We start from the raw sequence: 25,799 nt of genomic DNA on the forward strand, positions 1-25,799 counted from the left end.
GAGTGGAGAGACAGCAATGTGAGAACCCGATTGAGGAGATTTCCAAGCTGCCCGCCGAGTTCTCCCGACCACGCGGCCTCGAGCCGTTCTTCGGAGAAATCCCCATCATCGGCCGAACGGATATGGCGGAGCAGGTAATACCGAAGTGCGTCCGGAGTCTGATAGTTTTGAACGAGACCATCGGGATCGATGCCGTTGCCGGCCGATTTCCCGATCTTCCGCCCGTTGGCGGTCAGGTAGCCATGAAGGTAGATCGACGATGGCAGCGGTAGGCCAGCGGAAAGGAGTATCGCCGGCCAGCAGATCGCGTGGAACCTGGATATCCCCTTTCCGACGAAGTGAATGCGCTCGCCTTGCTGCGCCCAATATCGCCCGAACAGGGTTTCGTCGGAGCCGTAGCCGAGCCCCGTTAGGTAGTTCGCCAAGGCATCGAACCAGACATAGACGACCTCATCGCTGCCGGGCACGGGTACTCCCCAGCCGCGTGCCCGTTCGGCACTGCGCGACACACTGATGTCCTCGAGTCCCCACCGCAGCAAGGCAAGTATCTCGTTTCGCCGGTGAGCCGGCACGACCCGAAGCTCCTCGGTCTCGATGAGATGGAGGATGCGGTCACCATATCGAGAGAGGCGGAAGAACCAGTTTTCTTCTTTGATGACTTCAAGCGGGATACCGTGCTCCGGGCATCGGCCTCGCAAGGCGTGGTGTTTCCCATTGCAAGCAACCGGGCGGTACGCGTTCCGCGTTTGGGGACGGAGTATTGCAAATAGCAGGACTACCGAACCTATGACGCCAACGATATCAACCGTGGTGAAAGGTTGCTCGGCAAGTTGGGAGCCCTCTCGGGTCGTCGCCCGGAAGGCGAGCGACGAGGGAGCACTTCGGAAGGAAAGGGAACGTCAGGAGGCTGTTTCCAAGGATGAGAGTGAACAGCAGCAACAGGCACTCGCTCGGCACATCAACGACCGCGAGTTGACGCAGACGGCAAAAGCTATCCGTCGATTCTCAGCACCCGCCAGAGTAAGCGCTGTGGCAGAGCATGTGACGTACACTGACAATATGTGAGGTGAACAATGAAAGATACTGGATCTGATTTTACCCCGGCTGAGCGCCAAATCGCTGTCGTCATCAGCCGTGCGGACAGGATGTTGGCTGCTGCCGTTTCGGAGGTTTTGGAAAAGGCAATCGAACAGGCTGCCCATGACCTGCGAGCAATCGGCCAGGAGGACGCCACGCCGGTTCTGCAATATTTTGCAAGCGTCGTTCATCAGCAAATGTATTGTTTGATGTGTGGTGCTGACCCGAACACTCTTCAAGGAGGCGACCCGCATATCGCCTACCACGTTATCCGCAACAGCCAGAATATTGCTAAACACTATTGGTCGGCGGACATCGAGCCTTATCCAGCTAAGTGAGAATAGTATTATTTGGCACCGGCATTCGCGATCTCAACGAGGCTTTGCAAATCGTCGATCCTCTCGCTCGCGTTCCTCGTTGCAGGACACAGTTTCGCGCGCGGCGAGACTACAGTGACCCCCGATCGAACGTTAGAAGAGGGTTATATGCTCGGGATTGCTGCACTTCGCACGCACTACCGATGACCTCAGTAGAAAGGTTGAAAACGGCGTTCCGCGATGATCTGAAGTCACTTCTTCGTCGAAGCCGGCAAAATCTTTCAATTATTACTTAGGGTTGCGTGACCGGAAATCAGTCTACGATCAGGGTGTCGGAAGCAAGCTGATCCGTGTGATGAGGAGCGGAGAGGGTGACGATCAGGCGGCGACAGCAATCCGGGCGATACATGGCGGTCACACTGATCACGGCGCTTGCGCTTGCATTGTGCGCCTGCGGCTCGCGGCCCGGCTCATCCGTCCTCACTCCGGTGACTGCCGTCGAGGGCGCGAAGCAGGTTACCATCTTCGTGGCGAGTACGCGGGCAGCCGATCCGAGCGCATCAACCTTCCTGACCGACCGGATTGCGGCCACAACTACCTACGTTCGCTATGTCGTCTCCATTCCGCCGAACCATCAACCGACCGAGATCGAATGGCCGGTGGATGTGCCGGACCCGACCCGGCACTTCGCGATCGTTTCGTCCGAGCGCCTCGATGAAAGGCGGTTCTTTGCGGAAGTCGGGGCCACTGCCGCACGCGGAGAAGGGCTCGGCCGCGACGTCGCCATCTTTGTCCACGGCTTCAACAACAACTTTCCGGAATCGCTGTTCCGCACGGCTCAACTCACCGCCGACGTCCAGGTCGCGCAATCGGCAATGCTGTTCTCATGGCCTTCGAAGGCAGCGATCACCGGGTATCTTGCAGACAAAGATGCGGTGACCTTCTCCCGCGATGCGCTTGCCCGGGTGGTCGAGCGGGTCGCTGGCGACCGCCATGTCCGGGGGATGAAACTTTACGCTCACAGCATGGGGGCTTGGCTAACAATGGAGTCTGTCCGTCAAATCCGGATCGCCAAAGACGGGCGCACCCTCGGCAAGCTCACCGACCTCACGCTCGCTGCGCCAGATATAGACGCGGAAGTCTTTCTTCAACAACTCCGGGTCGTCGGTCGCCTGCGCTCCCCCGTTACCGTTCTGGTCTCCAAGAAGGATCAGGCGCTGTCGATATCAAGGTTTATCGCCGGAGGGCAATTCCGTACCGGCGCAGCCAACATCGATGACCCTCAAGTTCTCGTCGAGGCGCGGAATTCAAACCTCCGCGTGATCGACATAACTAATCTGGCCACGCAGGCGGGAGCCGGCCACGATGGTTTTACGGCCTTCGCTTCTATTTACGGCCGCCTCCCGCAGAGCTCAGACGGAAGGGTTGCTTCCGACATCGGTCCGGGCGTCTACGAGCTTGATGTCGCTAACAAGTTCGAAACGCTCGACGCCCGACTGGTCCAACGGGTCGCAGATCCAACGGCCACCGAGCGCTAGCACTTCGCAGTCACGCAACTGTACGAAATAGTCCGCTATGGTTGCTGGTAGGAAGTGATTTTAGAAGGGCGTGAGACGGTTGCGACGATCGCAAGTTAAGATGAAATCCTGCCCCCGCAACCAAATTTTACAAAGAAATTCAATACGAAAGCCCTCCCTTCGCGGAGGGCTTTCGTGCGTTTTGGGCCTAGCACAGCGCAAGCACAAATCCCGCTCATCATGGCTCACCTGAAAATCACGAGATAAAATCAGTCTGTTGATAGCAGGACACAAAACGTGAAACAGCTGACGGTAGACAGGGGTAATTGCGCATTTATAAATTGCTGCGCAACATATATGCTCCAGCAGCCACAGGCTTGGCTGGCGGACTTTCCGTATGCTGAAATCCAGTACATGCGCCGCCGAGACCATTGTCATCCGAATTGTCATCCGACCGGCAATCACCTCTAACAAAACCTCGCCCTCTGCAGATCGCGCTCGCTCATCGTAATCAGTCCTATCTGGAATCTCCCAGAGGTCAGTCAGACCCGGGAAATGTGACATTCTAATTTTGCGGAAACAGGACACATGAACTTTGCGAGGTGAATACTAGGACAGATGCCGCGCTGATTTGTATCCCATCAAGAGCATGAAAGCTCTTCCCGGGATAACGCGTCAAATATTTGCTGCGGTGAATATCTCGAAGGGAAGGAGATGTTGCGTGACGGATGGCGTTCTGTGTGTATCCAGCGCATCGACCATGGCGCGTACCAGTGTTTCCGCCAGCAGAACCGGGGGATGTGACAGGACCGCCTTTATGACGCCATCGGCCAATCCGGCGCGCGTCTCATTTGTCAGTTCGTGAGCCACCACCACCAGACGGTTGGATGAGGTGGTGTCGCATTCGCGTAAGGCGCGCATCACCCCTGTAATGCCGCCACCCGCAACGTAAAGGCCGACCCAGTTGTCCTCTGATTTCAGAAGTCTTTGGGTAATCTCGTAGGCGATTTCAGGCTCTTCACGGGTCCCAAGCGTTTCCATCATCTGAAAGTCCGGGGCGCTCTCCCGGAAGTAGGATCGGAACCCCATCTCGCACAGTTCCTGGGAAAGATATCGATGACTTCCGACAAAGACTGCAACCTTGCCCGGATTGGGGTTCAGGTTGTCTATGAACCATGCCGCCGTTCTACCCTTTTTGACGCAATCGTTGCCCACATAGCCGGTGCGACCACGAGCGGTCAGATCAGAAATCATCGTGAAAACCGGAATGCCTTCTTGCTCTAGCCCATCGACAGCCTGATTGATCTGCGGGTGGTCGGAGGTGATAACGCTGATGGCATCGCATTCTCGGCTCATCGACAACATCGTATCGGCGGTTTGTTCAGGTGTCAGTTCGTCGTCAAAGCGAATGATGGCTCTGCCGTGGGCTTCGGGATAAGTCTCGACTGCCTTCGTTAAAACCTCTGCCCACATTCGGTAGAGCTTGCGGTGCGACTGCTTCAGGAGGAAGCCAAGTTTCACTCTCGGCTTCTCATTTTCAAGCCGTCGCTTGATTGCAGTCACACCATGAAAACCGATTTTTTCAGCAGCGGCGAGCACGCGTTCAGCCGTTTGGGGTCTCACCGGATCTCGTCCGTTCAGGACGCGATCTACGGTCGAGATCCCAACATTTGCGGCCTTTGCGAGGTCTGAAATGGTAGGGCGCGACATGGATAAAAACTCCCATAATTTGAAAGTAAGTATGGGTGTTTATGGGAGATTCGTCCAGTGCCAAATTGACAGAATGGCGGCTGTTGTGGTGATTTATCACGAAGGAAGAGGAGCCATTCGTCGATAAGAATGGATCGTCGCGGAAACGCGATTTGGGAGGAATGCAGAAATGTCTGCCGCAATTACGATGCATCCTGACGGGTGTGCGAACGATATCGCTTTGCCGAAAGGCGGCCTTGTTCTCGAAATGCGCGAAATCGTCAAGGCATTTCCAGGCGTGCTTGCCCTTGATCGCATGAACCTCAAGGTTCGCCCCGGTACGGTTCATGTTCTCGTTGGAGAAAATGGCGCCGGCAAGTCAACCCTGATGAAAATCCTGAGCGGCGCCTATTCGATCGATGGCGGTGAGATTCTCTTCAAGGGTGAAAAGCTGGCAGGACAGGACACCTCGGGTGCCCTTGAGAGGGGTATTTCGATGATCCACCAGGAACTCAGCCCCATCCTGGACATGACGATTGCGGAAAACATCTTCCTTGGTCGTGAGCCGATGGTGGCAGGCAAGAGCCTGTTTTCCCACTTCGTCGATTTTCGCAAGATGAACACCGATACACGGTTGCTGCTTGCGCGCGTCGGATTGAAGTTCGATCCCGAGACGCCGATGCGCGACCTCTCCATCGCGTCGATGCAGCTTGTCGAGATCGTCAAGGCCATTTCTCGCGAGGCGTCGCTGGTCATCATGGATGAACCAACGTCGGCGATCAGCGACACGGAGGTTGCGATGCTGTTCAGACAGATCGCCGATCTGAAGGCTGGTGGTGTCGCCATTATCTACATCACCCACAAGATGGATGAGATTTTCCAGATTGCCGACGACATCACTGTCATGCGCGACGGCCAGTTCGTTGGCGCGGGGCCAGCTACCGAATACAACGAGACAAGACTGATTTCACAAATGGTTGGCCGTACCATTTCCAACATCTTTCCGAAGGAAGAAGTCCCGATCGGCGAGGTCGTTCTGTCAGTCGAGAACCTTTCGAGGCATGGCGTGTTCAATGACGTCAACTTCACGGTGCGTGCCGGCGAAATTGTCGGTCTGGCGGGCTTGATCGGCGCAGGGCGCACGGAAGTTGCGCGCGTGATCTTTGGTCTGGATAGCGCTGATGAAGGCTCGGTCCGGCTCAATGGAAATGCTCTGACGCTGACGTCTCCCGCTGACGCTATCGCGAGCGGGATCGCCATGGTTTCAGAAGACCGAAAATCCGAAGGTCTGGTTCTCTGCCGATCCGTGGGAGAAAACATATCGCTTGCCAATCTTCGCAAGTTCACGTCGGGCCTCTTCATCAGCGAGCGGCAGGAAGAGACCGCTGCACAGCGTATGATCAAGATGCTGCAGATCAAGACGCCCGATACGGCGATGATTGTCGAAAACCTGAGCGGCGGAAACCAGCAGAAGATCGTTCTTGCCAAATGGCTCTTGGGAGATCTGAAGCTCCTGATCCTTGATGAGCCTACCCGCGGCATCGATGTCGGATCGAAATCTGAAATTCACCGCCTCATGACCGAGTTCGCACGACAGGGGCTGGCCATCATCATGATCTCGTCGGAATTGCCCGAAGTGCTCGGGATGAGCGATCGCGTCGTAGTGATGGGCGAGGGGCGTGTGGCGGGAGAACTGACAAGAAGCGAGGCGAATCAGGAAAACATCATGCGCCTCGCTACGGGAGGACATTGATGAGTACTGACCAGATGACAACCAATACCAAGCCGCGTCTGAGATTGAGTGATCTCGATTTCGCGCATATCTATCGCAAATATGGCACTATTCTGATTTTCGTCGGGATATTCATTCTGGCGTCGTTTCTCAGTCCGACATTTTTGACTGAAGCCAATCTCACCAACGTACTTCGGCAGGTTGTCGTTGTCAGTCTGCTGGCATGCGGCGTGACCTTCATCATCATTCTCGGGCACATAGACGTGTCGCTCGGCTCCGTGCTGGCGTTGTGTGGGGTAATTTCCGCGAGCGTGATGGCAACGACCGGCAGCATAACGCTCGCGATCATTGCGGGCATTGCTGTTGGTATTGTCACAGGAGCGATCAACGGCTTCGTCATTACATTTTTCCGGATCCCTTCGTTTATCATGACCCTGGCAATGACGACGGTCGCGCGCGGGACGGTCCTGCTCTACACCGCCGGCGCCCCGGTTTCAGGTCTGGGTGACTTCAAGATCATCGGTCAGGGATCCATCGGGCCGTTTCCGATCTCGGTGCTTATTCTGGTGGCATTTGCCCTGATATCCTGGGTCCTGCTGAACAAGACCAAGTTCGGCCGCTATATCTACGCCGTTGGCGGAAATGAGCGCGCGGCACGGGCGTCAGGTATCAACCCGGACAGCATAGTCATGCGCGCCTTTATCTTCAATGGCATCCTTTGTGCTGTCGCCGGTATAGTCCTGATGTCGCGCATCAACTCCGGTCAGCCGGCAGGCGGCGTCGGCTATGAGTTCGACGCGATCACGGCAGTCGTTGTCGGCGGCACCAGCCTGATGGGCGGTACCGGAACGATAACCGGAACAATCGTCGGTGCGATGATCATCGGCGTCATCAACAACATCCTCAATCTCATGAATGTCAGCTCATACTGGCAGCAGATCATCAAGGGACTGATCATAGCCGTGGCCGTGATCCTTGATGTCTGGACCAAATCGGCCCGCAGAAAGAAGAAGGCCTGAAAAAGCGGCTCAGCCGCCGATGAAAACGGCGGCGGGCAACCTCTGTGTCCGCGCAAAAGCGCCCCACCAAATGACATCACCATTTCAATCGGGAGGAGACCCTATGAAACTGATCGCGAAAATTGCCCTAGCCTGCGCCGTCTCGGCAGCCGCTCTCTCAGCAAGCGCAGCCTCGGCAGCCGACAAGTTCGTCGTCGGATATGCCAACATGGCAGACACGGACGTGTTCGTCATGGCGCGTAAGACGGCCTTTATCGAGGCTGCCAAGGCAGACAAGGACATTGACGTCAAGTTCACCGATGCCAATAACGACATCAGCAAGCAGCTTGACCAGATCGACAATCTCATCGCCCAGAAGGTCAATGCGATCGTTGTGGTCCCGGTTGACTACGAGGGCATCGTTCCAGGCGTTGAGAAGGCCAATGAGGCCGGTATTCCCGTGATTGCCCTGGGTATCCAGTCGGCGGGCGGCAAATCGACATTCGTCGGCTCCAAGAACATCGATGCCGGTAAGCTGCAGGCTCAATACATGAAGGACAATCTGCCGAAGGACGCGCAGATTCTTTATCTCCAGGGCACACCAGGCCTTTACCACTCGCAGGAACGGATGAAGGGCTTTGAAGAAGGCCTCGATCGCCCTGACGTCAAGATTATCGCGAACCTTTCCGGAAATTACGACCGCGCCGAAGGCATGAAGGTTACCGAGGACTGGATCCAGAGTTTTCCGAAGTTCGACGCGATCATTGCGGCGAATGACCAGATGGCACTCGGCGCTCTCCAGGCCCTTCAGGCTGCTAACCGTCTCAAAGGTGTGATGATCTCCGGTGTCGACGGCGTTCCCGATGCGCTTCATGCGATCAAGGCGGGCGAGATGTCACAGACGATCTTCCAGAACGCTGCCGGTCAGGCGGAGGCCGCTTTCGAAGTCGTTGAAACCATCAAGAAGGGCGAGCAGCCGCCAGCCGAAAAGCTCGTGCCGTTCGAGTCAATCACCAAGGACAATGTCGACCAATACGCGAAGAAGTAATTCCCCCCAAGACGCGTGCCGGGGCGCGGTGCCCCGGCGCGCAAAGCATACAGGCATTTTTTGGAGCCAATGGAAATGATGCGTCTAAGCCTTGTGACCGACATTCTCGGTCACCTCTCCTTCGAAGAGATGATCGATACAGTTTCGAACCTCGGTTTTGAAGCCGTTGAGCTAGGATGTGGCAACTGGTCAAAGGCCCCGCATTTGCGGCTGGATGAACTTCTTGCAAGCGAGACCGCACGTTCCGATTTTCTTGATGCGCTCAAGCGTCGCGGACTGACGATTTCGGCACTTAATTGCTCAGGTAATCAGCTGCATCCGGGCCCGAGCGGAGCCGAACATCGCGCCGTTGTCGACAAGACGTTCCGCCTTGCTGAGAAGCTCGGTGTCAAGACTGTGGTAATGATGTCCGGATGCCCGGGCGGCACACCGACCGATCAATTGCCAAACTGGATCACCCACGTCATTTTGCCGGAGCATGAGACCGCTCTCGACTATCAGTGGAACGATGTTCTCCTCCCCTACTTCCAGAAGGCGGGACAGCTAGCGAAGGAGTGCGGGATCAAGATTGCCATCGAAAATCTTGGGGCAACGATGATCCACAATCCGGCCAACATGCTGCGTCTGCGAGAGCATGTTGATCCGGTTGTCGGCATGAACTTCGATCCCAGCCATCACATGTGGATGGGCGGCGATCCGATTGCAGCAGTCCGGTTGCTGGGCGATGCGATCCACTACATGCATGCCAAGGATGTGAGGTTGGAGCGTACGCTCGCCGAAGCCAATGGTCTGATCGATACCTATTGGATCAACGACATTGCAAAACGTTCCTGGAACTACGTCGCACTTGGACACGGCCATGATGTGCAGTGGTGGAAGGAGTTTTTCGCAGTCGCCCGTCTTACTGGCTACGACGGCCCGGTCAGCCTCGAGATGGAAGATGCCGGCATGGAGCCACTGATCGGCGTCAAGAAATCACTGACCACCCTGAAACTTGCGCTGCCGCGCGACTTCGACTGAAAATCCCTCGACAGGACAAATCAAATGACCCTCAAAATCGGTGTTATCGGAACTGGCGCGATTGGCCAGGAGCATATCGAGCGCCTTCACAACAGGCTGGTTGGCGCAACTGTCGTCGCCGTCAACGACATCAACAGAAAACAGGCCGAGGCTGTTGCTAAAAGTATCACTCCGGCGGCGCGCGTCTTCGACAGTGGTCAGGCACTTATCACCGATCCGCAGGTCGATGCGATCGTGGTGACTTCCTGGGGGCCGACACATGAGGAATTCGTCCTTGCTTCCATCGCTGCGGGCAAGCCGGTCTTTTGCGAAAAGCCACTCGCCACGAGTGCGCAAGCCTGCCTCAACATCGTCAACGCCGAAGTCGCAAGCGGGCGCCATCTTGTGCAAGTCGGTTTCATGCGCCGCTACGACCGAAGCTACCGGCTTTTGAAGCAGCAAATCGACAATGGCAATCTCGGCGCGCCATTGATGGTACATTGCGCGCACCGCAACCCATCGGTTCCTGATGTCTACGCCGGGGACATGGCGATCACGGATTCATTTGTTCATGAGATTGATGTCCTCAGATGGCTTCTGGACGATGACTATGTATCTGCGCAGGTGGTTTTGCCGCGCAAGACACGTCACAGCCGCAAGGATCTCGACGATCCCCATATGATCCTGCTCGAAACCAAGAAGGGCATCAGGATCGACGTCGAAATCTTCGTCAATTGCCCCTACGGATATGACATTCAATGCCAGGTCGTCGGTGAAGATGGTATTGGCTATCTGCCTGAACCGATGAGCGTCCTTTTGCGCAAGGAGGCAAAGCTCAGCCACGAGATCCTGCAGGACTGGAAGTTGCGCTTTATAGACAGCTACGATGTCGAACTACAGGAATGGATCGGGTCCGTGAAGGCTGGCGTCGTGCGCGGGCCGACTGCCTGGGATGGCTATTTCGCCTCCGCGACTGCCGATGCTTGTGTCGTTGCCAAACATTCGGGCGGTATCGTGCCAATCGAAATCGGCAACCGCCCCGGTTTTTACGACCCGCAGCCAAAATTGTCGGCCGCCTGAGCGTCGAAATCAGGAAGGAGAGAAAACATCAATGAAACACGCGCTTGATCCCCACATGATCCGGCATCTTTCTCTTGAGGAAACATGCCGGAAAACCGCGGAACTGGGCTACGATTACGTAGAGCTTTCCCCACGCCCCGATTTTCTGTCGTGGTGGACTCGTCCCAAGGTTTATCCAGAGCGCGTGAAGTCGTTCAAGAAGGCGCTCAAGGATCATGGAGTTGGGTTGGCGACGCTCCAGCCGATGTATCGCTGGGCAAGCCCCTATGCGGACGAATGGGAAGTGGCGATCGACAACTGGAAACGCGCCATCGAGATCGCCGTCGAGATGGAATGCCCGATGTTCGTTTCGGAATTCGGCCGCGGCGGTTCACCGGAGCGCAGCCTCAACGACCGTTCCGGCTTGCATCGTCCGGAAACCTGCGAAGCACAGTTTTTCCGCGCCATGGATATTCTGGTGCCGATCCTCGAACGGGAAGGGCTGGTACTGTCGCTGGAGGCGCATCCCGAAGACTGGATCGAGGAGATCGCGCCGGCCATCGACATCATCAAGACCATCAATTCGAAGGCGGTGAAGGCCTCCTTCATCGCGCCGCATACGTTCTTTTACGGGCCGGACATGGTGGCTAACCTGCGTGCCACCGAGGGCCATCTGGTGCATGTGCGCCTTGCCGATACCTATGACCACAACAAGTCTTCTCAGCTGCGCTACATCGTCAATCCCCCCGGCTCAAAGGTCAGGGTGCATCAGCACACTGATTTCGGCCAGGGCGAGATCGACTGGGAGACCTTCTTTGCGACGCTCGCCGACATGAAATTCGACGGCGTGCTGTCGAACTGCGTATTTGCCTGGGAGGACCGTGCGGAGGACAGCATTCGTTACATGCGCTCGGAGACGCAGAGATATGTCGACAAGTACTGGAAGCAGTAATCGGGTTGAGGCAGGGAAAACACATGCGCATCGGACTGGTAGGATACGGCACGGGCGGGCGGCATTTCCACGCGCCCTACATCGCAGCAGCGGATGGAGTGGAGCTAACAGGCGTTGTCGCGCGAGCGCCTGAGACCATTTGCAGGGTGCGGGCCGATCTGCCAGATGTCGCCGTCTACGATAGTTTGACGGCCATGATAAATGCCGGAGATATCGATGCCGTCACCATAACGACGCCACCGCATACCCGACGTGAACTTGTCCTGGAGGCAATCGCGGCCGGCCTGCACGTCGTTGCTGATAAACCCTTTGCTCCCAGTGCCGCAGTGGCCCGCGAGCTTGATGAAGCCGCAAAGCAAGCCGACGTCGTTCTTGGCGTTTACCATAACCGTCGTTTTGACGCCGACATCCTGACGTTGAAAAAGGTTCTGGAAACCGGCCAGCTCGGCGCGTTGTGGAGAGTGCATTCCCGCATGGAGTTCGATGATCCGGACACGCTGGAAGCCGGGCCGACAGGAGGGCTGCTACGTGATCTCGGTAGCCATCTCGTGGATCAAATGCTCTGGCTGATCGGGCCTGTCAAACACGTCTCGGCCTACATCGACATGGCACAAACGGCGCAGGGCAACACCGACGCCGGGTTTGTCATCAATCTGATGCATGCCAACGGTGTGCACTCTCATCTGTCGGCATCGAAACTCAACCGCCTGACGACGCGGGAGTTCAGGGCCTATGGAAAAAACGGCAGCTATGTTTCTTTCGGCACCGACGTCCAGACGCAGGCGATCTTCGCAGGGAAAAAGCCGGCGGACGACCTGCAGGGGTGGGGGTACGAAGCACCCGACCGATGGGGAGTTCTGAAAACGCGAACACGTGAGGAGCGTGTTCCGTCGGAACAGGGCCGCTATCATTCCTACTACGAAGCTTTTGCTAAGGCCGTTGACGAAAAAGGTGAGCCTCCCGTCACCGCAGAGCAAGCCGCGGCAACTCTTGCAGTTCTCGATGCTGCCCGCCTGTCCGCAATTGAAGGACGAACCATTCAGATCGAGCCGTAGCGGTTTTTCAAACACCCGGACGCGGTAACAGCACCGTCTCCGGTCATTAACTCAGCCAATGCGCGTGCAGGCGGACGCATGCCTTGATCAGGTCGTGTGTGCAGCGGAAAGACGAAGATGAATAAGCAACTCGATGTTATCACCATCGGACGGTCCAGCGTCGATCGCTACGGTGCACAGGTGGGTGGCCGTCTGGAGGACATGGGAACCTTCCACAAATACATTGGTGGCAGCCCCACGAACATTGCATGTGGCGCAGCGCGCCTCGGAATGAAAGTGCAGTCATCACACGCGTCGGTGACGAACACATGGGCCGTTTCATTCGTGAGCAACTGATCCGTGAAAAGGTTGATACCCGTGGTGTGACTACGGATCCGGAGCAGCTGACCGCGCTTGTTATCCTTGGCATTCGCGACGAGAACCAGTTTCCGCCGGTCTTCTATCGCTATCGATGATGATCTGATCAGCGAAGCGCGTGCGGTCGTTGCTACCGGAACACATCTGTCGAATATCCGAACAGAGGCGGCTGTGATGAAGGCATAGCCGTTCTGCGTCGCTAGCGGTCGCTTCCACAATTCTACCCGCGCTCCCCACTGCAGGGCGGTCCCGGAAGCCCGCGACCCATCGCTTCTGAAATTGTCCCGACGAAGCCCATGCTGTTGACGCTCAGGATCTACTCCGCAGCTCGCAATGGACCGAGCGTGACATCCGTTGTGTAGTTCTCGCGCATGAAGTTGATGAAGTTGTCCTGGAACTGCCGCGTGTGAGCGTGGGCCAGCTCGTCAGCCAGATCGATATTCCGATCGCGGACGGCCTCGAACATCTTGGTATGCTCGTCAGTCAGGAGATAGCCTTCGTGGGTTCTCTCAAGATACTCGAAATGCAGATGAAGCATGCGCTGTCCCTGCGAGAGAAGCTTCTCATAGAAGGACGCGAGATATTGGTTCTTGCCGGCGTAGGCGATCGCCATGTGGAATTCCTTGTTGGCCTCCGACATGGCGAGATGGTTTCCGGTCTTGACTGCGGCGGCGAACGCCTTGTCGCGCTTGGCGATAACCTTGAGGTCGGCGTCCGTTCGTAGCGCCGCCGCCAACCGCGTGTTCATCCGCTGGGCGATATCGAGCGCCTCCACGTACTTCGGAAACGTCGCGACTTCGATCGGGGCGACGATCGTGCTGCGGTTCGAAAGTGTTACGACCAGCTCGTCCGAGCCGAGACGGATGAGAGCTTCGCGCACCGGAGCGCGGGACATGTTGAAGCGCTCTGCGAGCGTCGTCTCGTCCAGGAGCTGGCCCGGAGGAAGTGCGAGCGAGAGAATCTCATTTCTCAGGCTTTCATATACGCTTCGCGAGCCGGTTCCGCGCGCCCGCTTCGTTTCAGTCTCGTCAGACACTTAGGTCCCTTTCTTTCGCAATGCGGCATTGGGCCAGAAAACCCCGCTGCTCGCAATGTAATTTTTTCGCTTGACTTTGTCGACACGCTGTTGACATTTTATCGTCAGTCGACACCAAGCCGACAGATAAGAACAAAAGAACGGCTCAAGCCGACGAGTGGAACAACGCGCTTCGCGCACAGCAAAGAGGAATGCCGATGCTTTCGAAGATGATAACGTCCGCCTTGCGGGCGATGCCCGCGCTCGCCCTGGTGGCAGGTCTGTCCGCCACCTCTGCCCACGCCCAGACCGCCGAAGGATACTGGCAGGGCGTCCAGAAGGCCGGTGTTCTGAAATGCGGTGCGGCCGTCGCCCCGCCTTACATCATGCGTGATCCCGCGACTGGCGAATACTCGGGCTTTTACGCCGATCTTTGCCGTGAATTCGCCGACGCCCTCAAGGTCAAGGCTGAGTTCGTCGATACGACCTGGGACAACATAGTAGCGGGCCTGCAGGCGAGCAAGTGGGACGTCTCACTGGCGCTCAACCGCACTCCGGCGCGCGCCATGGCCGTCCAGTTCTCGATCCCGGCGATGGAGTACCAGATCTCTCTCGTCTACAACAAGAACAACCCGAAGATTCCGCAGGGCGCATCGTCGGTCGCTGACGTCGACAAGGCTGGCGTCACGATCGCTGTCATGTCGGGTACCGCGCAGGACAAGGCCGTTTCGGCCGCGGTCAAGACCGCCACGATCATGCGCCTGCCGGGCAACGATGAGACGCGCCTGGCGCTGACGTCCAAGCGCGCAGACATCCTGGTGGACGCCTCCGACACCAACCTGCTTCTGACGCAGGCGAATCCAGACTGGGCGGTTGCACTCAGCCCGACGCCGGCGCTCGCCAAGCAGGGCGTTTCCTTCGGCCTGCCGCACAACATGTCTACGGCCGATGTCGAAGTGGTCAATATCTTCCTTGAAGAGAAGGTCGCGACGGGTCACGTCGACGATTTGATCAAGAAGGCGGTCGATCAGGTCCTCAAGGGCTCGAACTAACATCGCCAACAGCGCTGACGCCCATTGGTCGGCGCTGTCCCGCACTCGATGTAAACCGAGATCGGCCATGACCATGTCTTTCAATTTACCTCTCGTTAAAATGCAGGCCCTGCACAAGAGCTACGGCGACGGTGCGATTCAGGTGCTCAGGGGCATCGACATCGAAATGAAGCCCGGCGACCGCGTCGTCGTCATAGGCCCGAGCGGCGGCGGCAAGAGCACGCTTCTCCGCGTCATGATGGGCCTCGAACAGATTGACAGCGGTTCGATCAGTTTCGACGGCAAGCCTTACATCTCTTCGGAGGGGCCAGCCAAGAAGACCCTCATCGACACCAACGTTCGTCGTTCGATCGGCATGGTGTTTCAGCACTATACGCTGTTCCCACATCTCAGCGTCATCCAGAACTTGATGCTCGCACCATGCAAGGTCCGGGGCGAACCGAAAGCGTCGGCGCAGGCCCGTGCCCAGGCTCTCCTTGAGCGGTTCGGCCTGGGCGCGAAAGCCAAGGCCTACCCGGCCCAGCTGTCGGGCGGCCAGAAGCAGCGGGTCGCCATCGCGCGCGCCCTGATGCTCGATCCCAAGCTGATGCTGTTCGACGAGGTGACTTCCGCGCTCGACCCTGAACTTGTCAGCGAAGTCGAGCAGGTGATCATGCAGCTCGCCTCGCAGAACATGCCGATGATGATCGTCACGCATGACATGTGGTTCGCAAAGAACATCGCGTCCCGCGTCATCTTCTGTGCTGGCGGCGTGGTGGTCGAAGACGGTCCGCCCGAACAGGTGCTCGGTTCTCCGAAGGAGGAGCGCACCAAGGAATTCATCGACCGCGTTTTCCACATCAAGCAATAGGAGGTGGCGATGAACTACACGTTCGACTTTAACTCCATTTCCTTTGCACCACTTTTGCGGGGGCTGGTGGTATCGCTCGAGCTGACGGTCGCTGCGAACATCATAGGCGTTATCGCCGGCTTCGGCCTCGCCCTGCTGCTGATGAGCCCGTACCGGCTCCTTCGCATGCCGTTCATGCTCTTCGTCGAGTTCTTCCGGTGTACGCCTGCGATCGTCCAGATCGTGTGGATCTTTTACTGCGTGCCAATGCTGTTCGACGTCTTCCTCGATCCAATCACGATGGGGGTGATGGCGCTCGGCCTCAACCTCACAGCCTTCAACGCCGAAGCTTACCGCGCGTCGATTCAGGCGGTTCCCAGGGAACAGCTCGACGCCGGGATCGCGCTGGGGCTCAATCCTTGGCAACGCGTTCTCTATATCGTGTTTCCGACCGCGTTCCGCGCCTCGGTTCCGGTGCTTTTAACAAACGGCATCGTCATCTTCCAGCAAAGCGCGCTCGTCGCCATCGTTGCAATCGCCGACCTTATGTATGAGGCGAAATCGCTTGCCACCGAAACATATCGTCCGATCGAAACATTCACCGTCGTGGCCCTCATCTATTTCGCCGTGTCGTTCCCCGTCACCCAGATCGTCGGGTTTCTGGAACGCCGTCGTCAAATGCTCGCAAGCTAGGAGGCTCATATGTCGCTTGATTTCTCCGTCCTCGCAAGGTTCGAACATGCGCTCCTTCTCGGGCTCATGACGACGTTGGAGCTCACGGCGGTCTGTATTTTGTTGGGATGCATGCTTGGCTTCCTTGCCGGCCTGGCGCGAACATCGCGCAGCACCTTTCTTCGCCTGATTTCCGGAACCTACGTCGAGTTCTTCCGCGGCACGCCCGTGCTCATCCAGCTTTTCTGGATCTTCTTCTGCCTGCCCCTGATCCTGGGCGTCGAACTCTCTAACTTCGCATCCGGCGTCATCGCCTTGACGCTCTACATGGGAGCGATCACCAGCGAGACGTTTCGCGCCAGCCTCAAATCGATCGGGCCTGAGCAGAGGGATGCATGCGTCGCCCTCGGTCTGCCGTCGTGGGTGCAGGTGACCAGCGTCATTCTTCCCCAAGCCGTCCTGCGCGCGATCCCGACGCTTCTGTCGAACTGCGTCAGCCTCTTCAAGGAGAGCGCACTGGTCTCGGCGGTCGGCATGGCAGACCTGATGTTCGTCAGTCAGAACATTTCCAACAACACGGCCAGGCCTGTCGAAGTGCTCACCGTGGTCGCTCTCATCTACTTCGTCATCGCTTTCCCCATCACACGAGCAGTCACGCTCGTCGAGGGACGTATCCTCAAGAAACTCGCAATCTAGCGGCCCGTTACAGGAGAACAATTCCATGAAACTTTCCGGCGTCATGCCCGCGCTCATCACCCCGTTCGACGCGAACGGCAAGGTCGATTTTAAGGCCTACGAAAAGCACCTGACTGCGCTGCGTGCCGCTGGTGTCACGGGCTGGGTTCCGATGGGCTCGACTGGCGAGTATTCCGCCCTTTCCAACGACGAGCGCCTTGAAGTGCTCAAGTTCGTGAAGGACTTTGCGAATGACGGCGAGATCCTCATCGCGGGTACTAACGCGCCTGCCACCCGAGAGGTCATCGAGAACACGTTGAAGGCCAAGGAAATCGGTTACGACACGGTGCTGCTCGCAACGCCGTTCTACACCCGTCCGACGCAGGACGAACTCCTCTCACACTTCAAGACGGTGCTGAAGGAAACCGACGTCAATCTCGTTCTCTACAGCTACCCCTACAAGGACGGCGTTGAGATTGGCTTCGACATCCTGGACGCGCTCGCGGACGATCGGCGCGTGCTGGGGATCAAGGAAAGCTCGGGATCCCTCCAGCGCGCCATCGACATCCATTCGCGTTACAGTGGCCGCATCGACCTCGTATCCGGTTCGGACGACATCGCTCTCGACTTCATGTTCTGGGGCGCCGACTCCTGGATCTGCGGACCCGCCAACTGCATGGCGAAGGCCTGTGTTGACCTCGACCGGACCTTCCGCTCGGGCGACCTGAAGGCCGCGCGGGAGAAGATGATCGTCCTCTATCGCGCGATGAACATCCTCGAAAGCGGGAAGTTCGTGCAGAAGGTGAAGTACGGCTGCGAGCTGCAGGGGCTTCCGGTAGGTATCACCCGCGCTCCACTCGGAGAGCTGACCGCCGAAGAGAAGGCCGAATTCAAGGCTGCGATGCAGCCGATCCTGAATTGGTAAAAGATGCGACCGGCCGGAACAGACCTCCGGCCGTCTTCCCAAGATCGAGGAGCTGAAGTGTCTCAAACCATCGTCGTCGGTGCCGGGATCATCGGCACAGCAATCGCATACCAATTACAGCGTCGTGGCGAGACCGTGGTGCTCCTTGATCGCAACGAGCCGGGGACGGGCGCGTCCTATGGCAACATGGCGAGCATTGCCGTGACTGAATTCATGCCTGCGTCCCGTCCGGGAATCTGGGTGCAGATGCCGGGGTGGATGCTCGATCCCGAAGGCCCGGTTCGTATTCGCCCCTCCTACATGCCAAAGCTTATCCCCTGGTTCCTGCGCTTTCTATCAGCCAGCCGACCTTCAAAGCTTCGCGAGCTGGAGTCGGCGGGCGCTGTCCTGTGCCGTCGCGTCTACGAAGACCTGGATGCGCTACTCGACGAGACCGGCCTCCGGCACATGATTTCCGCCGAGGGTTGCCTCAGCGTCTACACCGACGAGGCCGAGTTCAGAGCCGACCACGAACATATCGAAATTCTCGACCGATTTGGCTTTCGATATGAAGTCCTTGGCAGCAACGCCATTCGCGACCTCGAACCTGCGATAACCACGAAGATTGGCAAGGCGGTGCTCTTCCCGGACAATCGGTCCATAGCCAATCCCTATGAGCTCGTCGTAGCGCTTGCGGACCAGTTCAAGAAGCTGGGCGGTTCCGTTCAGACCGGCGAGGTCGTGGGCTTTGAACATGAAGGCGGTGGCGTCAGCGCCGTGGGCTTGAAAGACGGACGAAGGATTGAAGCGGGTAGGGTGGTTCTCGCCGCAGGGGCATTCACTGGGCGACTGTCGGCCATGCTCGGCGAGCCGATCCCCCTCGAGACCGAGCGCGGCTACCATACGCAAATCCAGGCGCCCGGCGTCTCCATGCGTCACTCTCTCATTTGGCCGGCTCGTGCCTTCATGGTCACGCCGACCGCAGGAGGCATCCGTGTTGGCGGCACGGTCGAGATGGCGGGGCTCGACGCCGCCCCTGACTACCGTCGGGCGAAGGTGCTGGTGAAGCGGGCAAGGGAAGCGCTTCCCGAGCTGCAGGTGGAGGGCGTCACGGAATGGATGGGCCATCGGCCGGCTATGCCCGACACGGTGCCGGTGATGGGCCGGTCCGCAAAGAGAACGAATGTCTGGTACGCCACGGGTCATGGACATCTTGGCCTGACTTACGGGGCCACCACAGCCCGTCTGATGACGGATCTCATTACGGGCGTTGCGCCGCCCGTTGACATGAAACCCTATCGCGTCGACCGGTTCTAAACCGGCTGCGACCAACGAAGGCAAGGGAACTGACAATGCGAACCGAACTCTATATCGATGGCAAGTGGGCGAAGCCGGTCAAGGGTGGCTCTTGCACCGTGACGAACCCGGCGACCGAGGAAGTCATTCAAACGATTGCTTCCGCCACGGCCGAAGACGTCGACATCGCGGTGAAAGCTGCTCGCCGGGCGTTCGACAAGGACGGTTGGCCTAAGCTCACGGGAGCGCAGCGCGCCAAGTATCTGCGCGCGATCGCGGACGGTATCCGCGCCCGGCAGTCGGAGATCGCCAAGCTTGAAGTCCTCGACAATGGAAAGCCGTTTCCCGAAGCGGACTGGGATATTGCGGACGCGGCCGGTTGCTTCGACTTCTACGCGGACCTCGCCGAGCAGCTCGACAACAATCCGGAAGAAATCATCGCGTTGCCGGATGATCGCTTTACATCCAAGGCGGTCAAGGAGCCGGTCGGCGTGGCCGGCGCGATCATCCCCTGGAACTTCCCGCTTCTGATGGCCGCCTGGAAGGTGGCTCCGGCCCTCGCGGCTGGATGCACGATCGTCCTGAAGCCTGCAGAACTCACCTCGCTTACGGCGCTTGAGCTTGCGGCGGTCGCAGATGAGGCGGGGCTTCCTCCGGGCGTCCTGAACGTCTTGACCGGCACCGGCTCGGTCGCCGGGCAGGCCATCATTGATCACAAAGGCGTCGACAAGCTGGCGTTTACGGGCTCTGGCCCGGTGGGCTCGAAGATCATGGCCGCCGCTGCGCGCGACATCAAGCGCATCAGCCTCGAACTCGGTGGCAAGTCGCCATTCGTGGTGTTCGAGGACGCGGATATCGACGACGCGGTCGAGTGGGTCATGTTCGGCATCTTCTGGAACCAAGGACAAGTCTGCTCCGGCACGTCGCGCGTTCTGGTCCAGGATACCATCTACGATCGTTTCATGGCCCGATTGGTCGAGGAGACGAAGAAGATCAAGATCGGTAACGGCCTCGACGAGGGCGTGCTCCTTGGACCGCTCGTATCACAGAAGCAATATGAGAACGTCGTCGCCGCGATCGAGGGCGCGCGAAAGGCGGGAGCGACCGTCGCCAGCGGCGGCGAACGTCCGGAAGGCTTTGACAAGGGCTACTACCTGCAGCCAACGATCCTCACCGACGTGCCGCTGGATAGCGACGCCTGGATCGAGGAGATTTTCGGACCGGTCGTCTGCGTCAAGCCGTTCAAGACCGAGGACGAGGCGATCGAGCTTTCGAATGATTCCCGTTTCGGTCTCGGAGCGGCCGTGATGTCGAAGGACGACGCTCGCGCCGAGCGCGTCGCAGCCGCCTTCCGCGCCGGCATTGTCTGGATCAACTGCTCGCAGCCGACATTCACGGAAGCGCCATGGGGCGGCTACAAGGAATCGGGTATCGGCCGAGAACTCGGACACTGGGGTCTCGAAAACTACCTCGAGACCAAGCAGATCACCAAGTACGTGACCGACAAGCCCTGGGGCTGGTACATCAAGTGAGGCCAGCGAGCATGGAATTCGGAAAGCATCTCGACCTTCTTCTGGTTCATTGCCAGGGAGAACTTGGCCACGTCCTCGTCGGCGGCGCGCCGGAAATCCCCGGAGCGACCATGCTGGACAAGATGAACCATATCAATAATGTGGACGATAGTCTTCGCAGGTTCGTTACGTTCGAACCGCGTGCCAACGTCGCCATGTCGGTGAACCTGCTGGTCGCCCCGACACGGCCGGACGCTGACGCCGGCTTCATCGTGCTTCAGGCTGATCGCGCTCATCCCATGTCTGGCAGCAATTGCATCTGCTTCGTAACTGCCCTTCTCGAGAGCGGCCGCATTCCGATGGTCGAACCTGAGACGACCGTCAGGCTGGACACGCCCGCGGGCTTGATCGTGCACCAGGCCCGATGTGAGAACGGTCGTTGCGTCGGTGTCAGCCTCAACAACGTGCCGAGCTTTGCAGAGCTGCTGGATCATGAGATCGACACCCCAGCGTGGGGGCGCATCAAGGTCGATATTGCGTTCGGCGGCGTCTACTACGCCTTGGTGGACGTTGGGCAAGTCGACCTCACGATCGCGCCCGACAACGCCCGAAAGCTCGCGGAGGCAGGGATCGAACTCAAGCGGCGTCTTGCCGAGCAGGTAAGTGTGTCGCATCCGACGCTGCCTGGCGTCGACGAGATCGCCTACGTCATGTTCCGTGACAACGAACCGGACGGTGCCGTACGCACTTGCACCACACTCCAGCCGGGACGCGTCGACCGCTCTCCGTGTGGCACTGGAAGCTCGGCAAATCTCGCAACGCTTCACGCACGGGGTCTCGTCACCGTAGGCGATGCGCGGACGTCCAGATCGATTATCGGCGGTGAGTTCATTGCCGAAGTGATCGGAGAGACCGAGATTGGCGGTCGCAAGGCCGTGCTTCCAAGTATCACAGGGCGTGGCTACGTGTACGGTCGAACCGAATTGCGAGTGGAAAGTGATGACCCGTTCATGACGGGTTTTGCATTGTCGGACACTTGGGGACCGCAGGTCGGCCTCCTGAAATGAGGTGAGAGATGACTAAGGCACTCGAAGGGCAGAACGTACTCGTGACCGGCGCCTCGGGCGGCATCGGCGTGGCTGTCGTCAAGCAACTAGCTGCTGAAGGCGCTCGGCCGATCATCCACTACGGGCGAGACATCACGAGTGCCGAGCGATTGCTTTCCGACATCGGAGAAGTTGGCTGGATCGTGCAGGGCGACCTTTCATCTGACGAAGGCCCCTTCGAACTGTGGGAGAGATCCCTGGCGGTGGCGGGAAGAATCCATGCGCTCGTGAACAATGCAGGGATCCGTACCGAAATCTCCATTGAGGCTGCCGCTTCGGACTGGAAGGCCGCCTGGCAGCGCGAGTTCCAGATCAACTTTTTCGCCGCCGCGGATCTCTCCAAGGAAGCTATCCGGCACTTCAAGGCGAACGGCGGTGGGCGCATCGTCAACATGGCGAGCCGGGCAGGCCAGCGCGGCTATGCGGCAGACGCGATGCCGTATGGATCGACGAAAGCTGCCCTCGTCAATCTGACAAAGTCGATCGCCCGCAGCTTCGGCCCCGATGGTGTGACTGCGATCGCGATTGCGCCTGGATGGGTACGCACCGACATGGCGGAAGAGTTTATCGCGACGCATGGAAAAGCGGCGGCGGTATCGGACATTCCAATCGGCGAGATGGCCGAACCGGGCGAAGTCGCCGAACTCGTTGCATTCATTCTACGGCCGGGACAGGCGTCGCTTAACGGCGCGACACTCGACGTCAACGGCGGAAGCTACATCAGATAACTTGGGGAGATTCCATGAAACGGTTTGAGAACAAGGTTGCGATCGTGACGGGTGCGGGCGGCGGCATCGGCTCTGCGATCGCGCGTCGCCTGGCGTTGGAAGGCTCGTTGGTCGTGGTCACCGACGTAAACGAAGAGGCGGCTCGGGAAGTTGTGAAGGGTATCGAGGCGGAAGGCGGCGCGGCACTCGTGATCGCTGCCGACATCTCGAAGAAGGATCCGTGCTTCGATCTAGTCCAAAAGGCATTCGCTCTCAAAGAGCGGATTGACATCCTTGTCAACAATGCAGGCATCAATCGGCGTGGAAACTTGTTGTCCCTTTCTGACGAGGACTGGGACATCAGCTTTACTGTCAACCTCGACTCGATGTTCCATCTCTGCCGGGCTGCGTTACCGCATATGATCGCCGGGGGTGGCGGGGCGATCGTCAACACCGCTTCTCAGTGGGGACTTTATCCGGCCCCGAACCACATCGCCTATAACACGACCAAAGCCGCCGTCGCCGCGTTCACGCAGAACCTTGCGCGCGACTACGCACCGGACAAAATCCGCGTAAACGCCGTCTGCCCAGGTGAAATCCATACGCCGATGCTCGAAGCCGGCGTCAAACGCTCGGGGCGGACGATGGCCGACCTCGACAAGATGGTTCCGTTCGGCCGGATCGGCAAGCCTGAAGAGGTTGCTGCGCTTGTCGCCTTCCTTGCCTCCGATGAGGCGGCGTTCATGTGCGGTTCGCTTGTCGAAATCACCGGCGCACAGGCCGTGGCCTGAACTGCCTTGGTGGCGACAAGGCAGCTTACGGCGGCCACGACTGCTAAGATCAAGCCGCTGGAAATGGCTGGGCGGGAGCTGTTGTTGGTTTCGGGACTGAAATCCGACAGCAGCCGTCTGAGGTTCCATAGTAGTGGTTATGGCGCAGCCGATAAACCCGTCACGAATTCGGCTGTTTCCAGTGGCTTAGTACGCGATGGGCAAGGGTCGGAGGTTCAGATACATTCAAGAGCGAAACGAGGAAGTCGGCTCGGGCGCAGACAGTCATCAGTATCCGAGCTGAATATCCCATTCTATCTTACGCAGCCAGCCAAACCTGATTGAGGATTTTGGCAGCTAGGGCCGCCTTGTCTTGCGGTAGGAAGGGTGCCGTTCAACATGAACCTGTTGTCACTTCGTCGCACCGTTTGCGGTAAGGACCTCGATAAATGATTCATCACCCGTTTCCCTTGCGAAGGAAAGGGCGGTTTCGCCATCGTGCCCTTCTGCATTCGGATCAGCGCCATGAGCAAGAAGAGCGGCGACGACATCCGGACCATTCTGCTGATTATTTGCCTGCATGATCAACGGGGTCCACCCTCTTTTGTCGCGAGCCTCAATGTTTGCGCCTCGTTCCACAAGGAGCGGCACGGCATCCGGATCGGTGACAATGTGGAGAACGGTGACGCCCTCATCGTTCACAGCATTGATGTTCGCACCATTTTCAAGCAGGAGATCGAGCACTTCCTTATCCGGATACATGTCGAGGAGGTGTATCGGCTGGAAACCATATTGGTCCCTGGAAACGGCAAGCCCGGGATCGGTCGCGAGCATTGTCCGGACCGTTTCCACTTTGCCCACATGAACGGCGTTGTGGAAAATTCGCATTTCGTCGCCGTCCGCCGCAATGGCTGAACCGACAGCAACTCCCAAAACCGCCAGAAATCGATAAGCGCAGCGAAACACAGTTACCTCCTTGGATATCCTCGGCATCAATCAACGTATAAAGGATTTGATTGCACGCGGGAATTTGACTTTCAGGGTCGGAATCCGAACAACCAGCCCTCGGGTGGAACGCCGGGGACAGTGGTTGTCACCGGTTCAATCAGTCTGCACCGACAATCCAAAACAGCCTCTGGGCCCCGGGAGAGCCTCCGACCAAGCATGGGACATACGGCTTCTTTAATCGTTACGGCAGGCGAAGCGTAGCCTGATCATGCGCACCGGCGTAGAGAGGCTTGGTGCACCAGACAATCTCGACAAGAATGACGAGGTAGAAAATACAACGGCCGGATGGAAGCGGGGCGCGGTCGATTATTCCTTTGTTCAGGTCGGCGCGTCCGCCGTCATTAATATCAGCTCAAGTCGATGAGGTAATGGGGTAGGCTTTTTTACGCCGTTCCCGCGCGGGAAACGGACGGAAAAGTCGTCATCGGCTGCACTGCTCCTCCGGCACAAAAACAAGCAAGTTGAAACCCTCATCAATGTTGAATGTCTGCGGATTGAGCAGTTTGTTCCCATAGGTGGAGCTGAACCAGCACGCGACCCTCTCATTATGAATTGCTGCCAAGGTTTCCCGGACGCTTCTGTTGATCGCCTCGACGATGTCGATCCCGGTCTTGCCGCGCCTGTTGAGGTGCATGAGCTTTTTCCGCGCGGGGCTTTCTGCATCGGAAACTGCGATGGATATCCTGTCCTTCGAATAGCTTTTTACCCGAACCCGCAGTCGCTTCGGACGAGACGCATCAAATTGGTCGTTAATCTCTTTGATACGCGCCTCGATGTCAGCATCGGTCAGACGCACCTCAGGCAAAACATCATCCGCCGGCGCAAGCCCGTCGCCAAATTGCGCGCGCGCAACCTCGGCGGCGTGATGCGCATATGCGAGATGGGTGACGGGCAGCGCCTTCAGCCATTTACGGCGCTGTGTGATCGCCATCGATTTTGCCGCTTCCTCGCCCAGTTTGGCGACGGAGAAGTTTTCTCTTTTCTGCCCCTCACTGGTCATCAGCGTTGCCTGCCAGACATCCCCGTCAGCCGTCTCAACGCGCCTGACGCCGGAAATACCACTTCGGTTGTTTCTACGCAGAAGTACGGCCTGTTCGTGATTGGTGGCGGGCGGAATGGCAAGAAGGATGGCGTCGCGGTAGGCGCGTGCCTGACGATAGGCGGCATCGCCGGAACCGTAGATGCTGTCCTTGAACAGCCTGACGATCCTGTGGCCGCGCCGCCTGATACTGACCCACCATCCGGCACCATGGCGAGTGCCGGCGGCCTCTTCGCGGCGCAGGCCGTAAGTCTCGGCATCGTGTTTTGTCTGTCTCGGATTTCTTTCGAGCGTCACTCCATACCTCAGCCTGTCAGATCTCATCTATGGAATTTTGGCATATGCAGGTTGCAGAATTCATGGTGAGTCCATGGTTTCGCCACAATGTTTGATTGCATTCTGTCGAGATTTTGAC

23 protein-coding genes and 2 pseudogenes are annotated in these 25,799 nt (G+C 58.0%); 20 read left to right on the forward strand and 5 right to left on the reverse strand.

Features of this window, described 5'->3' with window-relative positions; all coding sequences use genetic code 11:
- Window positions 1-8: 8 nt before the first annotated feature.
- Window positions 9-698 (reverse strand): annotated as a pseudogene (locus CFBP6623_RS21520) (class I tRNA ligase family protein); the annotation flags it as partial.
- 375 nt (window positions 699-1,073) lie between these two features.
- On the opposite strand from CFBP6623_RS21520, the gene CFBP6623_RS21525 reads away from it, so the two are divergent.
- Together CFBP6623_RS21525 and CFBP6623_RS21530 are read left to right on the forward strand one after the other, a co-directional pair.
- Window positions 1,074-1,415 carry a hypothetical protein gene (locus CFBP6623_RS21525; RefSeq protein ID WP_046802158.1) on the forward strand — a complete coding sequence of 114 codons (342 nt, stop codon included), beginning with the start codon at window positions 1,074-1,076 and terminating at the stop codon, window positions 1,413-1,415.
- Window positions 1,416-1,801: 386 nt separating this feature from the next.
- Entirely contained in the window at window positions 1,802-2,932 is a 1,131-nt protein-coding gene (locus tag CFBP6623_RS21530) for an alpha/beta hydrolase (RefSeq protein ID WP_052760274.1), read from the forward strand.
- Between the two features lie 654 nt (window positions 2,933-3,586).
- Here CFBP6623_RS21530 and CFBP6623_RS21535 read toward each other — a convergent pair.
- Window positions 3,587-4,621: a LacI family DNA-binding transcriptional regulator gene (locus CFBP6623_RS21535; RefSeq protein ID WP_046802157.1), complete on the reverse strand. Its 1,035-nt coding sequence runs from the start codon at window positions 4,619-4,621 to the stop codon at window positions 3,587-3,589.
- Window positions 4,622-4,808: 187 nt separating this feature from the next.
- On the opposite strand from CFBP6623_RS21535, the gene CFBP6623_RS21540 reads away from it, so the two are divergent.
- The 8 genes and pseudogenes from CFBP6623_RS21540 to CFBP6623_RS21575 form a co-directional block, all read left to right on the forward strand.
- Entirely contained in the window at window positions 4,809-6,353 is a 1,545-nt protein-coding gene (locus CFBP6623_RS21540) for a sugar ABC transporter ATP-binding protein (protein WP_046802183.1), read from the forward strand.
- A gap of 44 nt (window positions 6,354-6,397) precedes the next feature.
- The gene (locus CFBP6623_RS21545) at window positions 6,398-7,351 is read left to right on the forward strand and encodes an ABC transporter permease (RefSeq protein WP_233282620.1); all 954 of its coding nucleotides are present in this window, start codon (window positions 6,398-6,400) and stop codon (window positions 7,349-7,351) included.
- 103 nt (window positions 7,352-7,454) lie between these two features.
- Entirely contained in the window at window positions 7,455-8,378 is a 924-nt protein-coding gene (locus CFBP6623_RS21550; RefSeq protein WP_046802155.1) for a sugar ABC transporter substrate-binding protein, read from the forward strand.
- A 69-nt stretch (window positions 8,379-8,447) separates the two neighbouring features.
- The gene (locus tag CFBP6623_RS21555) at window positions 8,448-9,398 is read left to right on the forward strand and encodes a sugar phosphate isomerase/epimerase family protein (RefSeq protein WP_232370453.1); all 951 of its coding nucleotides are present in this window, start codon (window positions 8,448-8,450) and stop codon (window positions 9,396-9,398) included.
- Window positions 9,399-9,422: 24 nt separating this feature from the next.
- Window positions 9,423-10,457 carry a Gfo/Idh/MocA family protein gene (locus tag CFBP6623_RS21560; protein WP_080842900.1) on the forward strand — a complete coding sequence of 345 codons (1,035 nt, stop codon included), beginning with the start codon at window positions 9,423-9,425 and terminating at the stop codon, window positions 10,455-10,457.
- A 31-nt stretch (window positions 10,458-10,488) separates the two neighbouring features.
- A complete protein-coding gene (locus tag CFBP6623_RS21565; protein ID WP_046802153.1) occupies window positions 10,489-11,388 on the forward strand; it encodes a sugar phosphate isomerase/epimerase family protein in 900 nt (299 codons plus the stop codon).
- Between the two features lie 23 nt (window positions 11,389-11,411).
- A complete protein-coding gene (locus tag CFBP6623_RS21570) occupies window positions 11,412-12,443 on the forward strand; it encodes a Gfo/Idh/MocA family oxidoreductase (RefSeq protein WP_046802152.1) in 1,032 nt (343 codons plus the stop codon).
- A gap of 117 nt (window positions 12,444-12,560) precedes the next feature.
- Window positions 12,561-12,983: pseudogene (locus tag CFBP6623_RS21575) on the forward strand (PfkB family carbohydrate kinase); the annotation flags it as partial.
- A gap of 133 nt (window positions 12,984-13,116) precedes the next feature.
- Here the strand turns inward: CFBP6623_RS21575 and CFBP6623_RS21580 are convergent.
- Entirely contained in the window at window positions 13,117-13,836 is a 720-nt protein-coding gene (locus CFBP6623_RS21580; protein ID WP_046802150.1) for a GntR family transcriptional regulator, read from the reverse strand.
- Window positions 13,837-14,033: 197 nt separating this feature from the next.
- Here CFBP6623_RS21580 and CFBP6623_RS21585 point away from each other — a divergent pair, with 197 nt between their 5' ends.
- From CFBP6623_RS21585 to CFBP6623_RS21630, 10 genes are all read left to right on the forward strand, one after another.
- Window positions 14,034-14,867 carry a substrate-binding periplasmic protein gene (locus CFBP6623_RS21585; RefSeq protein WP_046802181.1) on the forward strand — a complete coding sequence of 278 codons (834 nt, stop codon included), beginning with the start codon at window positions 14,034-14,036 and terminating at the stop codon, window positions 14,865-14,867.
- 67 nt (window positions 14,868-14,934) lie between these two features.
- Complete coding sequence (locus CFBP6623_RS21590; protein WP_046802149.1) at window positions 14,935-15,717, forward strand: amino acid ABC transporter ATP-binding protein; 783 nt, start codon at window positions 14,935-14,937, stop codon at window positions 15,715-15,717.
- Window positions 15,718-15,726: 9 nt separating this feature from the next.
- Window positions 15,727-16,389 (forward strand): amino acid ABC transporter permease, encoded by a 663-nt coding sequence (locus CFBP6623_RS21595; protein ID WP_046802148.1) that lies wholly within the window; start codon window positions 15,727-15,729, stop codon window positions 16,387-16,389.
- Between the two features lie 9 nt (window positions 16,390-16,398).
- Entirely contained in the window at window positions 16,399-17,064 is a 666-nt protein-coding gene (locus tag CFBP6623_RS21600; protein WP_046802147.1) for an amino acid ABC transporter permease, read from the forward strand.
- A 25-nt stretch (window positions 17,065-17,089) separates the two neighbouring features.
- Entirely contained in the window at window positions 17,090-17,968 is an 879-nt protein-coding gene (dapA, locus tag CFBP6623_RS21605) for a 4-hydroxy-tetrahydrodipicolinate synthase (RefSeq protein ID WP_046802146.1), read from the forward strand.
- Between the two features lie 57 nt (window positions 17,969-18,025).
- A complete protein-coding gene (locus CFBP6623_RS21610; protein ID WP_046802145.1) occupies window positions 18,026-19,264 on the forward strand; it encodes an NAD(P)/FAD-dependent oxidoreductase in 1,239 nt (412 codons plus the stop codon).
- A 35-nt stretch (window positions 19,265-19,299) separates the two neighbouring features.
- Window positions 19,300-20,775, forward strand: a complete 1,476-nt coding sequence (locus tag CFBP6623_RS21615; protein ID WP_046802144.1) for an aldehyde dehydrogenase family protein — start codon at window positions 19,300-19,302, stop codon at window positions 20,773-20,775.
- Between the two features lie 11 nt (window positions 20,776-20,786).
- Window positions 20,787-21,821: a proline racemase family protein gene (locus tag CFBP6623_RS21620; RefSeq protein WP_080842901.1), complete on the forward strand. Its 1,035-nt coding sequence runs from the start codon at window positions 20,787-20,789 to the stop codon at window positions 21,819-21,821.
- 8 nt (window positions 21,822-21,829) lie between these two features.
- Window positions 21,830-22,588, forward strand: a complete 759-nt coding sequence (locus tag CFBP6623_RS21625) for an SDR family NAD(P)-dependent oxidoreductase (protein ID WP_046802142.1) — start codon at window positions 21,830-21,832, stop codon at window positions 22,586-22,588.
- Window positions 22,589-22,602: 14 nt separating this feature from the next.
- On the forward strand, window positions 22,603-23,358 hold the full coding sequence (locus CFBP6623_RS21630) for an SDR family NAD(P)-dependent oxidoreductase (RefSeq protein WP_046802141.1): 756 nt from the start codon (window positions 22,603-22,605) through the stop codon (window positions 23,356-23,358).
- A 390-nt stretch (window positions 23,359-23,748) separates the two neighbouring features.
- Here the strand turns inward: CFBP6623_RS21630 and CFBP6623_RS21635 are convergent, their stop codons facing one another.
- Together CFBP6623_RS21635 and CFBP6623_RS21640 are read right to left on the reverse strand one after the other, a co-directional pair.
- Window positions 23,749-24,330, reverse strand: coding sequence for an ankyrin repeat domain-containing protein (locus tag CFBP6623_RS21635; RefSeq protein WP_137002569.1), 582 nt, complete (start codon window positions 24,328-24,330; stop codon window positions 23,749-23,751).
- A 436-nt stretch (window positions 24,331-24,766) separates the two neighbouring features.
- A complete protein-coding gene (locus CFBP6623_RS21640) occupies window positions 24,767-25,681 on the reverse strand; it encodes a hypothetical protein (protein ID WP_232370454.1) in 915 nt (304 codons plus the stop codon).
- Between the last annotated feature and the right edge of the window lie 118 nt (window positions 25,682-25,799).

Source organism: Agrobacterium tumefaciens (assembly GCF_005221385.1).
GTDB lineage: Bacteria > Pseudomonadota > Alphaproteobacteria > Rhizobiales > Rhizobiaceae > Agrobacterium > Agrobacterium tomkonis.

Excerpts from the sequence above, each read along its gene's own strand:
- CFBP6623_RS21525 (WP_046802158.1), top strand. The coding sequence starts at position 1,074 with ATGAAAGATACTGGATCTGATTTTACCCCGGCTGAGCGCCAAATCGCT.
- CFBP6623_RS21530 (WP_052760274.1), top strand. The coding sequence starts at position 1,802 with ATGGCGGTCACACTGATCACGGCGCTTGCGCTTGCATTGTGCGCCTGC.
- CFBP6623_RS21535 (WP_046802157.1), bottom strand. The coding sequence starts at position 4,621 with ATGTCGCGCCCTACCATTTCAGACCTCGCAAAGGCCGCAAATGTTGGG.
- CFBP6623_RS21540 (WP_046802183.1), top strand. The coding sequence starts at position 4,809 with ATGCATCCTGACGGGTGTGCGAACGATATCGCTTTGCCGAAAGGCGGC.
- CFBP6623_RS21550 (WP_046802155.1), top strand. The coding sequence starts at position 7,455 with ATGAAACTGATCGCGAAAATTGCCCTAGCCTGCGCCGTCTCGGCAGCC.
- CFBP6623_RS21555 (WP_232370453.1), top strand. The coding sequence starts at position 8,448 with ATGGAAATGATGCGTCTAAGCCTTGTGACCGACATTCTCGGTCACCTC.
- CFBP6623_RS21560 (WP_080842900.1), top strand. The coding sequence starts at position 9,423 with ATGACCCTCAAAATCGGTGTTATCGGAACTGGCGCGATTGGCCAGGAG.
- CFBP6623_RS21565 (WP_046802153.1), top strand. The coding sequence starts at position 10,489 with ATGAAACACGCGCTTGATCCCCACATGATCCGGCATCTTTCTCTTGAG.
- CFBP6623_RS21570 (WP_046802152.1), top strand. The coding sequence starts at position 11,412 with ATGCGCATCGGACTGGTAGGATACGGCACGGGCGGGCGGCATTTCCAC.
- CFBP6623_RS21585 (WP_046802181.1), top strand. The coding sequence starts at position 14,034 with ATGCTTTCGAAGATGATAACGTCCGCCTTGCGGGCGATGCCCGCGCTC.
- CFBP6623_RS21590 (WP_046802149.1), top strand. The coding sequence starts at position 14,935 with ATGACCATGTCTTTCAATTTACCTCTCGTTAAAATGCAGGCCCTGCAC.
- CFBP6623_RS21595 (WP_046802148.1), top strand. The coding sequence starts at position 15,727 with ATGAACTACACGTTCGACTTTAACTCCATTTCCTTTGCACCACTTTTG.
- CFBP6623_RS21600 (WP_046802147.1), top strand. The coding sequence starts at position 16,399 with ATGTCGCTTGATTTCTCCGTCCTCGCAAGGTTCGAACATGCGCTCCTT.
- dapA (WP_046802146.1), top strand. The coding sequence starts at position 17,090 with ATGAAACTTTCCGGCGTCATGCCCGCGCTCATCACCCCGTTCGACGCG.
- CFBP6623_RS21615 (WP_046802144.1), top strand. The coding sequence starts at position 19,300 with ATGCGAACCGAACTCTATATCGATGGCAAGTGGGCGAAGCCGGTCAAG.
- CFBP6623_RS21620 (WP_080842901.1), top strand. The coding sequence starts at position 20,787 with ATGGAATTCGGAAAGCATCTCGACCTTCTTCTGGTTCATTGCCAGGGA.
- CFBP6623_RS21625 (WP_046802142.1), top strand. The coding sequence starts at position 21,830 with ATGACTAAGGCACTCGAAGGGCAGAACGTACTCGTGACCGGCGCCTCG.
- CFBP6623_RS21630 (WP_046802141.1), top strand. The coding sequence starts at position 22,603 with ATGAAACGGTTTGAGAACAAGGTTGCGATCGTGACGGGTGCGGGCGGC.
- CFBP6623_RS21635 (WP_137002569.1), bottom strand. The coding sequence starts at position 24,330 with ATGCCGAGGATATCCAAGGAGGTAACTGTGTTTCGCTGCGCTTATCGA.